This window comes from Flavobacterium aerium (genome assembly GCF_030766725.1).
Classification (GTDB): Bacteria; Bacteroidota; Bacteroidia; order Flavobacteriales; family Flavobacteriaceae; genus Flavobacterium; species Flavobacterium aerium.
This window is the reverse complement of record NZ_JARQWR010000007.1, coordinates 256996-272663: the sequence shown is the minus strand read 5'-3', so window position 1 is coordinate 272663 and position 15668 is coordinate 256996. Positions and strand designations below refer to the sequence as shown.

At 33.1% G+C, this 15668-nt stretch carries 17 protein-coding genes; 8 read left to right on the top strand and 9 right to left on the bottom strand.

Annotated features, from left to right (window positions below; genetic code table 11):
• Nucleotides 1-214 (bottom strand): hypothetical protein (locus P6733_RS11745; RefSeq protein WP_306353091.1); only part of this gene is annotated, 214 nt, incomplete at its 3' end.
• 341 nt (nucleotides 215-555) lie between these two features.
• On the opposite strand from P6733_RS11745, the gene P6733_RS11740 reads away from it, so the two are divergent.
• A complete protein-coding gene (locus tag P6733_RS11740) occupies nucleotides 556-975 on the top strand; it encodes a helix-turn-helix domain-containing protein (RefSeq protein ID WP_306353090.1) in 420 nt (139 codons plus the stop codon).
• Nucleotides 976-1016: 41 nt separating this feature from the next.
• Here the strand turns inward: P6733_RS11740 and P6733_RS11735 are convergent, their stop codons facing one another.
• Together P6733_RS11735 and P6733_RS11730 are read right to left on the bottom strand one after the other, a co-directional pair.
• Nucleotides 1017-1430, bottom strand: a complete 414-nt coding sequence (locus P6733_RS11735; RefSeq protein WP_306353089.1) for an SRPBCC domain-containing protein — start codon at nucleotides 1428-1430, stop codon at nucleotides 1017-1019.
• A gap of 68 nt (nucleotides 1431-1498) precedes the next feature.
• On the bottom strand, nucleotides 1499-2065 hold the full coding sequence (locus P6733_RS11730; protein ID WP_306353088.1) for a Crp/Fnr family transcriptional regulator: 567 nt from the start codon (nucleotides 2063-2065) through the stop codon (nucleotides 1499-1501).
• Nucleotides 2066-2534: 469 nt separating this feature from the next.
• Here P6733_RS11730 and mgtE point away from each other — a divergent pair, with 469 nt between their 5' ends.
• Nucleotides 2535-3863: a magnesium transporter gene (gene mgtE, locus P6733_RS11725; protein WP_306353087.1), complete on the top strand. Its 1329-nt coding sequence runs from the start codon at nucleotides 2535-2537 to the stop codon at nucleotides 3861-3863.
• 20 nt (nucleotides 3864-3883) lie between these two features.
• Here mgtE and rluF read toward each other — a convergent pair whose 3' ends face one another.
• The 4 genes from rluF to P6733_RS11705 form a co-directional block, all read right to left on the bottom strand.
• On the bottom strand, nucleotides 3884-4705 hold the full coding sequence (gene rluF, locus P6733_RS11720; protein WP_306353086.1) for a 23S rRNA pseudouridine(2604) synthase RluF: 822 nt from the start codon (nucleotides 4703-4705) through the stop codon (nucleotides 3884-3886).
• A 73-nt stretch (nucleotides 4706-4778) separates the two neighbouring features.
• The gene (locus P6733_RS11715) at nucleotides 4779-5633 is read right to left on the bottom strand and encodes an alpha/beta fold hydrolase (protein WP_306353085.1); all 855 of its coding nucleotides are present in this window, start codon (nucleotides 5631-5633) and stop codon (nucleotides 4779-4781) included.
• Nucleotides 5634-5669: 36 nt separating this feature from the next.
• The gene (locus tag P6733_RS11710) at nucleotides 5670-6449 is read right to left on the bottom strand and encodes a zinc ribbon domain-containing protein (RefSeq protein ID WP_306353084.1); all 780 of its coding nucleotides are present in this window, start codon (nucleotides 6447-6449) and stop codon (nucleotides 5670-5672) included.
• Nucleotides 6450-6452: 3 nt separating this feature from the next.
• On the bottom strand, nucleotides 6453-7547 hold the full coding sequence (locus tag P6733_RS11705; protein WP_306353083.1) for a Nif3-like dinuclear metal center hexameric protein: 1095 nt from the start codon (nucleotides 7545-7547) through the stop codon (nucleotides 6453-6455).
• Between the two features lie 134 nt (nucleotides 7548-7681).
• On the opposite strand from P6733_RS11705, the gene lpxK reads away from it, so the two are divergent.
• From lpxK to P6733_RS11675, 6 genes are all read left to right on the top strand, one after another.
• Nucleotides 7682-8701, top strand: coding sequence for a tetraacyldisaccharide 4'-kinase (gene lpxK / locus P6733_RS11700; protein WP_306353082.1), 1020 nt, complete (start codon nucleotides 7682-7684; stop codon nucleotides 8699-8701).
• Nucleotides 8701-9315: a class I SAM-dependent methyltransferase gene (locus tag P6733_RS11695; RefSeq protein ID WP_306353081.1), complete on the top strand. Its 615-nt coding sequence runs from the start codon at nucleotides 8701-8703 to the stop codon at nucleotides 9313-9315. Before lpxK ends, P6733_RS11695 begins: the two co-directional genes overlap by 1 nt.
• Nucleotides 9316-9439: 124 nt before the next feature.
• Entirely contained in the window at nucleotides 9440-10984 is a 1545-nt protein-coding gene (locus tag P6733_RS11690; RefSeq protein WP_306353080.1) for a S41 family peptidase, read from the top strand.
• A 213-nt stretch (nucleotides 10985-11197) separates the two neighbouring features.
• Nucleotides 11198-11524, top strand: coding sequence for a LytR/AlgR family response regulator transcription factor (locus tag P6733_RS11685; RefSeq protein WP_306353079.1), 327 nt, complete (start codon nucleotides 11198-11200; stop codon nucleotides 11522-11524).
• 138 nt (nucleotides 11525-11662) lie between these two features.
• The gene (locus P6733_RS11680) at nucleotides 11663-12037 is read left to right on the top strand and encodes a DUF2255 family protein (protein ID WP_306353078.1); all 375 of its coding nucleotides are present in this window, start codon (nucleotides 11663-11665) and stop codon (nucleotides 12035-12037) included.
• A gap of 222 nt (nucleotides 12038-12259) precedes the next feature.
• A complete protein-coding gene (locus P6733_RS11675) occupies nucleotides 12260-13072 on the top strand; it encodes a purine-nucleoside phosphorylase (RefSeq protein ID WP_306353077.1) in 813 nt (270 codons plus the stop codon).
• A 6-nt stretch (nucleotides 13073-13078) separates the two neighbouring features.
• On the opposite strand, the gene P6733_RS11670 is transcribed toward P6733_RS11675, so the two are convergent.
• Together P6733_RS11670 and gap are read right to left on the bottom strand one after the other, a co-directional pair.
• Entirely contained in the window at nucleotides 13079-14593 is a 1515-nt protein-coding gene (locus P6733_RS11670) for a response regulator (protein ID WP_306353076.1), read from the bottom strand.
• A 34-nt stretch (nucleotides 14594-14627) separates the two neighbouring features.
• Nucleotides 14628-15632 (bottom strand): type I glyceraldehyde-3-phosphate dehydrogenase, encoded by a 1005-nt coding sequence (gene gap, locus P6733_RS11665; protein WP_306353075.1) that lies wholly within the window; start codon nucleotides 15630-15632, stop codon nucleotides 14628-14630.
• Nucleotides 15633-15668 lie beyond the last annotated feature (36 nt).

The window sequence follows — 15668 nt, the reverse complement described above, 5'->3', positions numbered from 1 at the left end:
AAATTGTAGATAATGTATCCTTTGTTTCTTTGGCCTCTTTATCTGAATTGAAAAGTTTATTGTGATTAAGGTAAGCTTTGGCCTCTTCTAGGCTTACTGTAGTAATGGTTCTTGAATTAGTGTTGTTCACTTCTTCCAATCCATTGTCATAATTACTACAACTATAAACAAAACAGTATAACACCAATAAGTAATAGTAGTTTTTTCCCTTCATAATACCAACTCTTTATTTATGTTATATACCACAAAATAGAGAAATATTTTTTAAAATAGAAATTTTCATGAGTTTATTGTGCACTACAACAGTGATTTACGGTTTCCCCGTAATTTTTATTGCAATTAGAGAGGATTTGAACTAGTTGTATTCCGTGAAATTTTTCATACAAAAGTAAAAAGAGAAGAAAATAGGATTGTAGTCTTGTAAAATACAAATCGTATTTGTCTTTCTAGGGTTGTAATTTGTGTTTTATCACTAATTTATTGCGCTAGGAGAAAGGTTACTCAATTATTCTTTTTACTTTTGTTTAGGTTCAAAATAATTAAACACATAAGACTATGACTACGGAAACAATGCCATTCAAGAAAAATCATCATGGACGTAACGTAAGGCGCTTACGTGAAATGCTAGGAGTGAAACAAGAAACGATTGCGATAGAGTTAGAGATGACACAGCAAAATTTCTCTGCATTGGAACAAAAAGAAGAAATTGAAGATAAAGTTTTGGATAAAATAGCTAAAGCATTAAACGTGCCTGTTGAAGCCATCAGAAATATGAACGAAGAAGCTACTGTCAATTATATAAATACATTTAATGCAGAAGTTTCACATTCAGGGACTGTAGGAGGTGGGAATAATAATGATTGTACATTGAATTTCAACCCTATTGATAAAATTGTAGAATTATATGAACGTCTTGATAAAGAGAAAGCAGAAAAGATTGCTTTACTAGAGAAGTTCATAAACGATAAAAAATAATAATTAAAAAAAAGGGTGTCTAAATAACGAGACACCCTTTTTTATGATTCTACTCGTTTTTTTAAAGACACATTGAAATCCTCAAAACCCTGTTTTGTTTCTTCAAGCATTTTACCTAGAAAAGGGACTAGAATACCACTGAATTGTTCTTGGTGAATAAAAGTAGTGGAGTTATCACCATTATCCTTTAAAGTAAAGGAATGCTCTCCATCAAAAATCCCTTTGAAAAATAAACGCCCTACCCAACGTAATTCTTGATTTGCAGTATAAGTAAGGACGGTAGGTTTAAAAGACATTTTTGGAAGTTGAACCTCAATGGGATTTCCTACTTTTACAGGACCTTTCAGAGATGTTATAAAGGGATTCCATTCGTTATATTTTTCAAAATCAGTTAAGACGGACCAAACCTGTTCCGGTTTTTCCTGAATTACAATATGAGTCGTGATTTTTTTCATTGCAATATATGGTTTCTTTTAGTACAACAAAGTTCCGAAGAAATAAGAGAGATTGGTCTTGATAAAAATCAAGAAATTTTATTCCGAATTCTGCTAAAAGTTTCTGGGGTCATGCCAAGCATAGATGCAATATATTGTAATGGTACCTGATTGAATAATGCAGGATTGCTTTTGAATAAAGCCTCATATCTTTCTTCTGCTGTCATTGATAAATGACTGAAGATTCTATTCTCCAAAGAAGAAAAACATACGGTTATAAATCGATTGTGAATTTCCTCCCATTTTGGAATTTCACTACTTAGTTTCTTGTAATCCTCTCGAGTTATAGTATAGAGTTCACAATCACTCAAGGCCTGAATATTCCATCGGGCAGTTTGTTCTAAAGCAAAACTTTGTAAATCGGTAATGAATGATCCTTCGGTGGAAATCCATTGCGTGATATCCTTGGTTCCGGCATTCGCATAGATGCGCAACAATCCATTTTTTACAAAACTTAATTGTGTGCAATAATGACCCTTTTTTACAAAAAAATCACCCTTTTTTAATGTTGTAAGAGTGAAATGAGTAGCAACTATAGCTAAGTCCTCTTCGTGAATTCCAAAGTATGATTTAATATAATTCTTTAGTTCGGCCATGCTATAGATAATTCAAAGCAAGTATGGAATAGTATCAATAATTTGCTTTAGTTGTCATAATTTAATAACTTCTACTGGAATTGTAAAAGTAAGGAAATTAGTGGCAATTTAAATTTGCGTTAATTCTTAAAAATAAGTGTCAAAATTTAATTTAAAAGATACCTTTGCAATCGAAATAAAAAAGACTACAAATGGACGATTATTATTCGTGTTGCTAAATCTGAATAGAGCTTAATTAAGGATTACTCTATTCAATAATACTATTGAGAGAATTATTATGAAAGCTTTTTACAGAAACAAATACGAATTCGTTACCATTGCTGTTACTTATCAAATCGATTAAGCTACAGAAAGAAATGCTGTATTCTACAGTGTTTTTTACTTCAATGAATTCCAACTTTCTTACTGCTTTGATAATGATTTAAGAATTGAAAATCATTTTTAAGAATAACGAATAGCAAGTAGAGTTATGACATTGAATATCGAAGAATTAAACAAAAAACATCCTAGTGATATTGCAGAAGCAATTTCAAAATTAGATAAAAGTGAACAAGCAATTTCATTTTTATTGCTTTCAGGCGTACTGGAAGGAGAAGTTTTTGCATACTTTGATAGGACAACTCAGGAAAATATTCTTAAAAGTCTTGCGTCCCATGAAGTTGTTGAGATTCTAAAAACAATGTCCCCTGATGATAGAACCCAATTATTCTCAGATTTCCCAGACCATATTGTAAAAAAAGCAGTCAATCTATTACCAGAAGAAGAACGAAAAATAGCCTTGACATTGATTGGTTATGATGAGAAAAGCGTGGGTAGAATGATGACGCCCTATTACATTCAGGCGAATAAGGACTGGACCATCAAGCAGACATTACAGCATATAAAAAAGAATGGACAAAAAGCCGAAACACTCAATTTCGTATACGTAGTTGACGAATCATTAAAGCTAATTGATGATATCCGTATTGGGATGATATTAATGGCAGATGAAGACGATACAATCGAATCGGTAATGGGACATCATTATGTTGCTTTGTATGCCACACAGAATATAGAAGAAGCGATTACGATTTTTGAAAAATACGATAGAGCTGCATTGCCAGTTATTTCAGACAATGGAATTTTGGTAGGCATAGTAACTTCTGATGATATCTTAGATCAAGTAGAAAAACGAGATACAGAAGACATTCAGAAATTTGGGGGATTGGAAGCCTTAGAACTTCCTTATGTGAAAACCCATTTGTTTGAAATGATTAAAAAACGTGCAGGATGGCTAATCGTTCTATTTCTTGGAGAAATGCTTACAGCTTCAGCAATGGGTTATTTTGAAGGAGAAATAGATAAAGCCGTAGTGTTAGCCTTATTCATTCCACTCATTATTTCAAGTGGAGGAAATTCCGGATCACAAGCAGCAACCTTAATTATTCGTGCTATGGCATTGAAAGAATTAAAATTGAGAGATTGGTGGTATGTGATGAAACGTGAAATTTCTTCGGGGTTTATGTTGGGAGCTATACTTGGAATCATAGGATTCCTGCGTATCTTTATTTGGCAGGAAACAGGATTATATGACTATGGAGAATATTGGATGCCTGTAGGTTTTACAGTATCTATATCATTAGTCTTTATTGTATTGTGGGGGACGCTTTCAGGATCGATGATTCCTTTTGTGTTGAAACGATTAGGACTTGATCCAGCAACATCTTCTGCGCCTTTTGTGGCTACTTTGGTCGATGTGACAGGACTTATTATTTACTTCTCAATTGCATCTGTAATACTAAGTGGAAAACTATTATAAAAAGAAAAACCCTAAAATACTTAGGGTTTTCTTTTGTTATTATCAGATCGATTGCCGTATCGGGTAGGAGCGGGCCTTCCAAAGGGCTTTGTGTTTTGTGGCGGTTTTGGCAATGATCCTTCTTCCGTTTTGGTAGAAGGAGCAATGAGCTCATTCAACTCCGTAATTTCAGCATCCGTCAAATCACGGTGTCTTCCTACAGGAATATCCAGTGAAATATTAATAATACGAATACGCTTTAGGTGAGTTACTTCATAGCCTAAATATTCACACATTCTTCTAATCTGACGGTTTAAACCTTGCGTCAGAATAATTTTGAAGATGTATTTACTAATTTGTTCTACTTTACATTTTTTGGTAATCGTATCCAAAATAGGAATACCATTGCCCATTCTTTCAATAAAACGATCCGTAATAGGTCTATTAACAGTAACCGTATATTCTTTTTCGTGATTGTTTCGAGCACGGAGAATTTTATTGACAATATCTCCATCATTCGTCATGAAGATTAAACCTTCACTGGCTTTATCCAAACGGCCAATAGGAAATATACGTTTTGGATAATTGATAAAATCTACAATGTTGTTCGGTGTATCAAGATTAGTAGTACACTCAATACCTACAGGTTTGTTGAAAGCAAGATAAACCGGTTTTTCAGTTTGCTCTACAATTAATTTTCCATCAATACGTACAATGTCATCGGGACTTACTTTCGTTCCCATTTCTGGAACAATTCCGTTTATAGTAACCCGACCCTCATCAATAAGGCGGTCCGCTTCGCGACGAGAACAGTATCCTGTTTCTCCGATGAATTTATTGAGGCGTTTTAAATTTTCTTCCATGGCACAAAAGTAAGGCTTATTTCAGAATTTTTGAAATATAGCACTCAAACAATAGCAATACATTTAAAAGAGTTTAGGAAGCGTGGCTTTTTTCAAATAGAAAATGATAAATTCTACCATAGAGATGATCATCGTGTAAACTATGACCCAAGCCTTTGGTTTCAATAAATTCTGCCATTTGCCAAGAAGCAGCAATTTGCTTTCCTTCTTCAAAGGCAACAACAGTATCCTCAATATCATGAGCAATTAAACCCTTGATTTTAATTTTCGAAGCAAATTTCTTCCCAGAGAAATCGGCTAGAATGATTTTGAAGTGCTGTGTGAGGTGTTTTTCAAGTGAACGCAACATTTTGTCGTTCAAACTTAATAACTTCACATAGTTGGTTAAAATGGTTCTCAGCTCACTAGGAGCACCTAGTATTACAATTTTTTGGATCGAAAGACTAGAAGTAGCATAATGTTCCATGTAATACAAGCAAGTAGCCCCACCAAGAGAATGTCCTACGATATATTCAGGTTGGAATTTTTCAACGAGAATATTGACAAATTCGGCATATTTTGGAATATTAAATTCTTTACCACTAGATAATCCATGTGCAGGAGCATCAAGAGCAATAATTGTACTGCCGGAATTTTTTAATATTTTTAAAAAAGGTTCCCATCGGGAAGCATTGCTTTCCCATCCGTGGATTAATAGAATTTTATGCTCATTCCCTTTCCATGTATACGTTTGGAAAACCATATCATTATGCGTGATACTATTTTGTTCTGCTTCTTGTAGTATTTTGGGAATAGTATTCAAAGCAAACCTGCCTTCACGAGGTTCACTAAAGAAGCGATAGGCCAACTTCAAAGCACTGGTTGGCGCGATGTAACTCAATACATTGATGTAGAGTCCAATGGATTTAGCAAGTAATACCTTGAGCATATTATAAAAAAAGCCCCCATATGGAGGCTTATGATATTAAAATTTAGAAAATAATTTTTCCATTTTTTCTTTTTCTTCATCAGCTAATGCGCTGTCTACAAGAATTCTTCCACTGTGCTCATCAGTAATGATTTTTTTGCGGGCTGCAATTTCCATTTGAGTTTGTGGTGGAATTGTAAAGAATGAACCAGCAGATGCACCTCTTTCAATAGATACTACCGCCAAACCATTTCTTACACTTGTTCTGATTCTTTTGTAAGCAGCTAATAAACGAACCTCAATTAAAGCTTCAAATTCTGCTGATTTCTCAGATAAGAAGTTTTCTTCTTTCTCTGTTTCAGACATGATATCATCCAATTCCGCTTTCTTGTGTTTCAAGTGAGATTGTTTTGAATCCAATTTGTCTTTAGATTGAGCGATAACTTCTTTTTTGTGTTCAATAGAAGCTTTCATCTCTTTAATTTGCTTTTCAGCCAATTGAATCTCTAATTCTTGAAATTCAACTTCTTTAGTTAAAGAGTTGAATTCTCTGTTATTACGAACATTTTTTTGTTGTTCAGTATATTTTTTAATTGAAGCTTTGTGATCATCAATAGCATTTTTTCTCACTTTGATTTGTTCTTCAATAGACTCCAAATCTTGCTTTAATTTCTCTGAACGAGTGCTTAATCCAGCTACTTCATCTTCTAAATCTTCCACTTCAAGAGGAAGCTCTCCTCTAACACCTCTGATTTCGTCAATTCTTGAGTCAATTAATTGTAAATCGTAAATTGCTCGTAACTTGTCTTCAACACTTAGTTCTTTAATGTTTGCCATATTCTATAGGTACTTAACTGGATTTGTATTTTCTTCAGATAAAATGATTGCAAAATTAAGAATTTTTTTCGTAAGATAATCAACTATATAATTTTTTGTATAACGTTCACTCTCAAAGTGCCCAATATCCGCTAGTAATAGTTTGTTTTCGGCCTGATAAAATTGATGATATTTTAAATCTGAGGTCAAAAATACATCTGCTCCCGCCTGAATTGCATTCGGAATGGCATCACTACCCGATCCTCCTAACACTGCAATCTTTTTAATAGGCTTATTTAAAAAAGCACTATGTCGAATCCCTTCGGCCTGCATTTTATCTTTTACAAAAAATAAAAATTCTTTTTCATTCATAGGATGCTCTAATTCTCCAATCATTCCTAAACCAATATTCTGATGCTTGTTTTGGATATCATAAATCTCATAAGCAACTTCTTCATAGATATGATTTGTGAATAATGCTTTTAGAATTTTACCTTCTAAATGTTTTTCAAAAAGAACTTCAATCTTAATTTCTTCTGCTTCAATGAATTCTTCTCGTTCTCCTATTACAGGATTACTATTGTTATTTCCTTTATAAGTTCCCTTTCCTGAAGTGTTAAAACTACAATTGTCGTAGTTACCAATGTTTCCTGCTCCAGCAGCAAATAAGGCATCACGGAGCTGAGTTGCATTTTCTGGAACGGTATACGTAACCAGCTTTTTAATAAAGCTTGATTTCGGGATGAGTATTTTGGTATTGATTAATCCGAGATGATTACAGAATATTTTATTGACACCTTCCTGGTGGTTATCTAAAGCAGTATGAACAGCATAAATTGCAATGTTATGTTTGATGGCTTTAATAACTGCGCGTTCAACATAATTCTTACCAGTTATTTTTTTTAATCCAGAAAATAAGATAGGGTGAAAGCATACCACTAGATTACAGTTTTTTGTAATGGCTTCATCAATTACACTTTCTAATGCATCATGGCAAACTAATACACCTGTTGCATCTGTATTGGAATCGCCAACCAACAAACCTACATTGTCAAAAGATTCTGCATAGGCTAATGGCGCCATAGTTTCTAATACATCAATAATATCTTTAATTTTCATCGTACAATATGGATTAGCAAATAAGGAAGAAGATAAGTCTCTAAGGTAATGTTTTAGGGCTTAACGCTTCGGTACATTCGCATTTTCGTTAAGTTTTATTTCTTTTCAAAGATAAAATATTATACTTTCGTTACATGATTTTACTACGGAAAATATTATTCCCATTTGCTGTTTTATATGGAGCTATAACGCAATTTCGTAATTTTCTATTTGATAAAGGATGGCTTAAATCGTATCGCTTTGAATTGCCTGTTATTGCAGTAGGGAATCTTAGTGTAGGAGGGACAGGAAAGACTCCTCAAATTGAATATTTAATACGATTATTATCCAATCAATACCGTGTGGCTACCTTAAGTCGTGGTTATAAAAGAAAATCAGAAGGTTATATTCTAGCTGATCAAAACGCTGATGCTTCAATTCTAGGAGATGAACCTTTTCAGTTTTTTCAAAAATACAAAGACATTCAAGTTGCTGTGGATGCAGATCGACGTAACGGAATTGAACAATTACTTTCTCAAACGGTTAAACCTGAAGTTATTTTATTGGATGATGCTTACCAACACCGTAAGGTACAAGCAGGATTTTATATTTTGTTGACGGCTTATGGTGATTTATATGCTGATGACTATATGTTGCCAACGGGGAATTTGAGAGAGCGAAGAAAAGGAGCAGAACGAGCAAATATTGTTATCGTTACAAAATGCCCTGCTGGAATGAGCGCAGTTGAGCAACAAAAAATAAGAATAAAACTAAAGCTACTCCCAGAACAAGAATTGTATTTCACCTACATAGAATACGATGCTTTTGTCTATGCAGGACAGCAAAAAATAGCTGTTTCGGAAATTAGAAATCAAGAGAAAATACTAGTAGCGGGAATCGCTAAGCCGATGCCTTTCTTTGCTCATTTAGATAGTGGTCAAGACCAAAGAATGACCTATCCCGACCATCATAATTTTACTAACAATGAGATTCAGGAATTAGCAGAGAAATCAAAAGGCAAAATAATTATCACAACAGAAAAAGATTATGTTCGTTTGAAAGGTAAATTAGCCGAAGAACAACTCTTTTATTTACCAATAAAGAGCTCCTTTATTGCGGAAGGCGATCAATTTGATCAATCAATCTTGACGTATGTCGAAAAAGGAATTTCATAATGGAAGATAGAAAGCAACATTGGGAAAATGTTTTTACAACAAAACAACCAAATGAAGTGAGTTGGACACAAGACTATCCAAAGACGGCAATAGATTATATTGAAATGTCAGGCTTGCCAAAATCAGCTAATATTATTGATATAGGAGGAGGTGATAGCAATTTAGTAGATGCTTTGCTAGAGCAAGGATTTCAGAATATATGGGTTTTAGATATTTCATCTGCAGCCTTAGAAAGAACCAAAAAGAGATTAGGTGAAAAGGCAAGCCAAATTCATTGGGTTGTTTCGGATATTACAGAATATCAGCCCGATGTTACATTTGATTTCTGGTATGATCGGGCAGTTTTTCATTTTTTGACAGAAGAAGCTCAGATTCTAAAATATGTCCAGTTGGTAGAGAATGCAGTAAACGAAAACGGTAATTTTTTGCTGGGAACATTCTCGGAAAATGGACCACTAAAATGCAGTGGATTGGAAATTAAACAATACTCAGAGTACGCGATGAAATCGATGTTTAATAATTGTTTTGAAGCCATTCAATGTTTCACAGAAAACCATACTACACCATTTAATACTATGCAAAACTTCCAATTTTGTGGCTTTCGAAAGAAATAAAATAAATTGGATTCAGTACAGTGTGTAATTTCATAATAAATGATTTTAAATTGATATAATGATTATTTTAGCATCAAAAATGTTAATTATATGTGTTAATGTTATAGATTTTCAGTCAATACTTATGAAAAAATATTCTATCCTAGTTTTGTTACTCTTTATTACCACAATTATCCAGGCACAGGTACATAAATTCTCTAATCAGGAATTGACTACTTTATGTAAAGTATGGGGGGTAATGAAATATTATCAGCCGGCAGTATCACAGGGGGAATTAGATTGGGATGCTGTTTTAATTAAAACATTAGAAGATTCCGCAAACCAGAATGTTGATGATATTATTACCGACTGGTTTAGTCAGGTTGATAAAGTATCACATAAAACGATAGAACCGATAAAGTTTGATTGTGAAAGCGTTATGACATGCAATTATAATATGAATTGGATAACGAAGGATAAAAATATTAAGAAAAAGAATAAAGCAGAACTATTTAATCTTACACAAAATCCTAAAAATATAGGTGTTTATTATTCAAATTCGGGAACTGAGAATTTTAAATTTGAATCGAATAATGAAAAAACATATGCAATAAGTTCGAATACTTTAAGAGTATTAGATCTTTTTAGGATATGGAACGCTATAGAATACTTCTATCCTTATAAATACCTACTGGATCAAAAGTGGGAAAAAACTTTAGAAGAATATATTCCATTATTTAAAAATTGTTCCTCTGAATTGGAGTACAAGAAACTGATTATGCTATTATCTGCAGAAATCCAAGATACCCATGTAAGTTTTAAAGAAACCTATCAATATGATGTTTTAGGGAAATTAACAGCTCCTTTTGCTGTTCAGATTGTAGATAATGGAGCGGTAATTACGAAAATAAAAGATGATGGTATTGCAAAAGAATCTCATATTGAAGTAGGGGATTTCATCACTAAAATAGATAATGAATCCATTCAGGAAATTATAAAAAAAAGCAAAAAATATTTTTCTGTTTCTAATGAGTCGGTAACAAAACGTGAAGCGTATAATTATCTTTTTAGTTCGAATGCTGCCGTTTTTGAAATAGAAGGAAGAAAAATGAATGGTACAAAATTCAATACAGCAGTAAAGCGTATTGAACGCATCTTTAAAGACGAATGGGATGCAGATGGTATTCCAGATTATGACTTATTATATAAAGGGAAAGTATATGATTATTTGGTGTGGAACGAAAAAGAAAATAGACTGAATCCAGTATGCCAAATTGATGATAAGGCTTATGTTGAGTTTGCAAGTTTACAAGGCAAAGAAATTGACAGTATAATGACATCATTACAAAATGCGAAAGGGATTGTATTTGATTTAAGAGGCTATAATGGGGATGGGAATTTGATGAGGGTTTTTAATTATTTATTTCCTTCACCGCAATGGTATGGCATAAAAACATATTCAGATTTTAATCAACCAGGTAAATTTTGCTTTGTCGATTACATTATTAGTGAAAAATATAAATTAATAGGAAAGGACAATCCCAATTATTATAAAGGCCAAGTTGTAGTTTTGATTAATGAATATAGTCAAAGTGTAGCAGAATTATGGGCAATGATGTTTAAAAAGGTTTCTAATGTGATTTTTGTAGGAAGTCAGACAGCGGGTGCAGATGGAATAAAACTTATATAAAATTAACGACGGGTAATGAACTTTCTTTTTCAGGTCTTGGAATTTATTATCCTAATGGAGAAGAAACACAACGCATAGGGATTAAGCCTGATATTGTAGTGCGACCAACGGTAGAAAGTATTCGGAAAAGAGAAGATCTTTTATTGCTGAAAGCACTTCAAATAATTGATCAAAAATAACTATATATTTATAGAATGGTAAGGAATCTTAAAAATGGAGAATAGAACTTTTGCCTTTATTAAAACAGATAAGAGATTAATTAAACTCTTCTATGATGACATTACGGTCATTAAAGGATTGGGGAATTATGTTGAAATCCATATGATAGATACTAAAGTCCATGTTTATTATAAAGCCTTAAAAGATCTTATTGAAAGTTTGCCAAATGAATTTATGCGAGTTCATAATTCTTATATAGTCAATATGACAAATATTGAAGTGTTTGAAGATAATCAGATTGTTCTAAAAGATAAAAAAATTGCAGTTGCAAAAAGTTATAAAGAATGCTTTTTAAAAGCTTTGGATAAACGAATGCTTTAAGCTACACCAGAAAATTCACAAACTACATCAAGAATTGATCTAAGGATATAATACTTTTTTTGATCGATTTCATTCCATTTATTTTTGATTTATTAAAGCCCGTAAGAAATCAATCTTTAGGGTATATACAGAATTATTATGGAAGAAATTACAAAAGAATGGGTGTTGAACTTGATACAAACGAATAGCTTAACGGGAATAAAAGCAGGAGCAGAACGCACTACATTTCTTGAAATATGGATGGTGGTCGTAGAGGATAGGATTTTTGCTCGCTCTTGGGGACTTGCTGAAAAAAGTTGGTACAATACTTTTTTAATAGAAGCAAAAGGACAACTACAATGCAGAGAAAAAGAATTTGATATTGTTGCTAGTATTCCGCATGATATGAATACGATTACATCTAAAATTAATGCAGCTTATTTAGAGAAATACAAAGATAAAAAGTACGCACTCCCAATCACACAACAAAAGCATATTGAGAAAACGATGGAATTTAAATTAGCCTCACAATAAAAAGGTATGATTTATTTGAAAATCAAGAAGCTTTATTTTGTACTTCTATTGTTGTACTTTTTACTCAAAACAGCAGGAACTCCCATAATTATTGACTATTTTTGATAAAGCATTTATTGATTTAGAATTGAGATAGGATAAATTCAAGGTATAAAAGAATATAGAATGCTTTTATTCTGGATCAATAAGTATTTTAATTATTGAATAATAAGGACATAGATTATGTGGGAAAAAGTACAGGAAACAGTTAGTTACATTCAGAAGAAAACAAACTTTACACCAGAGTACGGTGTGATATTAGGATCAGGATTAGGTGGATTTACAAAGGATATTGAAGTAGCTTTTACTTTACCGTATAGTGAAATACCAAATTTTCCAGTATCAACTGTTCAGGGGCATGCAGGAGCATTAATTTTTGGAACTATTGGAGATAAGAAAGTAGTGGCTATGCAAGGGCGTTTTCATTATTATGAAGGCTATTCTATGCAGGAAGTTACTTTTCCAGTACGAGTAATGAAATATTTAGGAGTACAGAAATTGATTGTCTCTAATGCCTCAGGAGGAGTAAATCCAAATTATAAAGTAGGCGATGTAGTGATTATTAAAGACCACATCAATTTCATGCCAGAACATCCTTTGCGTGGTAAAAATGATGAACGATTTGGTCCTCGATTTGTGAATATGAGTGAGCCTTATAGTAAAGCCATGATTATCAAAGCAAAAGAAATTGCAAAAAACATCAATGTTGAAGTGAAAGATGGTATATATCTTGGATTACAAGGGCCTACTTTTGAAACCTTAGCAGAATACCGAATGGTGAAAATCGTAGGTGCTGACTGCGTAGGTATGTCGACAGTACCAGAAGTAATTGTAGCACGTCACATGGAATTAGAATGTTTTGGAGTATCTGTAATTACCGATATGGGTGATGAAGATAATATTGATTCAGTAAACCATGATGAGGTATTAGAAGCAGCGCGACAAGCGGAACCTCATGTTAGAAATTTAATCAAAGAATTGATTCTAAATTACTAATTGATATTAGCTCATATTCTGAGCCAGTACAGTATAAAAATCAGTTGGGTCAAAAGGTTTGGTAATGACATCATTCATACCAAAAGACAACAATAAATCCCGATTTTCATTCAAAGAAATAGCAGTAAGAGCAATAATAGGAGTTTTGGTATCAAAGCTCCTTATTTCTCGAGTTGCATGTGTTCCGTTAATCCCCGGTAGGTGAATATCCATCAGTACTAAGTCAAAAGTACGTTCCCGCAGGATAGCAATTGCATCCTCTCCATTCTCTGCAATTTCACACTTGATTTGCTTCTTTTCTAAAATCTTCTTGGTAATCATTTGGTTGATTTTATTGTCCTCAACCAGTAGGATGTTTTTGTCAACGAGTAATTTATCATTATGCAGTTGGCAAGGTGGATTAACCTCTTTTTGCCCTGTGGAAAAACTGAGTTGGAAATAGAAATTTGAACCTTTGTGTAAGGTACTGTCCAATTGTATTTTACCACCTAAAAGTTGGACGAGTCTTTTTACGATAGTTAAACCCAATCCCGTACCGCCATATTTCCGATTGATCTCTACAGAACCTTGCGCAAAACTATCAAATATAATTTGTTGGTTTTCAAGTGCTATACCAATACCATTATCGATAACTTCAAATAATAATGTATTTCGGTTATTGGTTTGGGATAATAATTTTACACGGACGACTACAGTTCCGTTTTTGGTGAATTTTAAAGCGTTATTCACCAAGTTCATGAAAATCTGAGCCAATTTTGTTGGATCGCCTACCAATATAGCTGGGATTTCCTCTTCCATTTCAATCATAAGTGTATTATGACTTCGAATGGCTGATTCTTTTAAGGTATTTTGAATATTAAATAAAAGACACTTTAAGCTGAAATTGATTTTTTCTACTTCTATGGTATTCGATTCAATTCGGTTAATTTCCAGGATTTCATTAATGAAAGTCGATAAATATTGACCAGAAAATTTTAATGAATTAAGATACTCCATCTGAGATTCTTTAGGATCTTCATTCAATAATAAATGAGTAATACCATTAATTGCATTGAGCGGGGTTCTGAGCTCATGACTTACAGTAGATAAAAATTCAGCTCTTGCTTTGGAAGCTTTTTCAGCCTTGTTTTTGGCAGTTATCAGTTCATGATTTTTTTTGCGAAGCAATTCATTTGATTTTTTCCGAATGATATTGTTCCGATATAAAGATAAACTTAATAAGGAAAGAATAGTAACGATAGCAATACTAAGGACCGTAATCAGTTTTGATAATTTAACGGCCTTTCTATGTCTTTTAGATTCTTGTTCCTTGTGTTTTAATTGAGTGAGAAGGTCAGCCTTTGAGACATTCTGCTCCGTGTTAGATATTAGATTAGGGCTACTTATCTTCGATGGAATAGTAATCTCCATTCCTTTACTTTTTGAAAAAGAAGGAATAATGTCAGTTTTATCGCTCAGGACAGAGTAATAAGCATGCGAAAATAATGTAGAAGCAAAGTAGATAAATATACAAAAGCGCATCAAAATTCACAGTGTATAAGCGCCATGACTCAATCTATTTTTTTGAAAGTAAGTGGACTAAATCTATTATTCTTGAAGAATAACCAATCTCATTATCATACCATCCGACAATTTTTACCATTTTATCAATGACAGAAGTAAGTTGTGCATCAAATACACAAGAATGTGTATTGCCAATTACATCTACCGATACAATAGGGTCTTCTGTGTAAGAAAGAATTCCTTTAAGATGTTGTTCCGAAGCTGTTTTAAATGCTTGATTGATTTCTTCAATAGAAACTTCTCTTTTTACATTAAAAGTAATATCCGTTAAGGAACCATCAGGAACAGGAACACGAATACCACAACCTCCAATTTTACCATCTAATTCAGGGAAAATTTTATTCAGTGCTTTGGCAGCCCCCGTTGTTGTAGGGACAATAGATTGCGCTGCGCCACGGGCTCTTCTTAAGTCTTTATGCGGCTGATCGTGTAAACTTTGATCTGTAGTGTATGAATGTACGGTTGTGATGTAAGCTTGTTCTACGGAACACAAATCCTGAATGACTTTAATCATTGGAGCAGCGTTATTTGTAGTGCAGCTAGCATTGGATATAATCAATTCTGAACCGTCCAAAATATGTTCATTAACCCCCAAAACAACAGTTTTAATGGTGTCTACTTCGGATGGAGCAGATAAAATTACTTTTTTAGCCCCAGAAAGTATATGTTGATTAATAGCTTCAAAGGTTTTATGTTTCCCAGTCGATTCAATTACAAAATCAATATCAAGGCTTGTCCAGTCTAGGTTTTCAATCTCTTTTTCGTGAAAAAATAAATAAGGCTTACCATCAACTATAATGGCCTGCTCATCAAAAGTGCTAGAATACGGAAGAACACCATGTATACTGTCATATTTTATAAGATGACTCATGGTTTTTTTATCAGCGATATCATTAATCGCAACAACTTCAATAGTAGGGTGATTTAATAATAAACGGAATAAATTACGCCCAATACGTCCAAAACCGTTGATAGCAATTTTGATTTTTTGATTCATTTATTTTGTAAAAGTAAAAAGTTGAATAATAAGTAA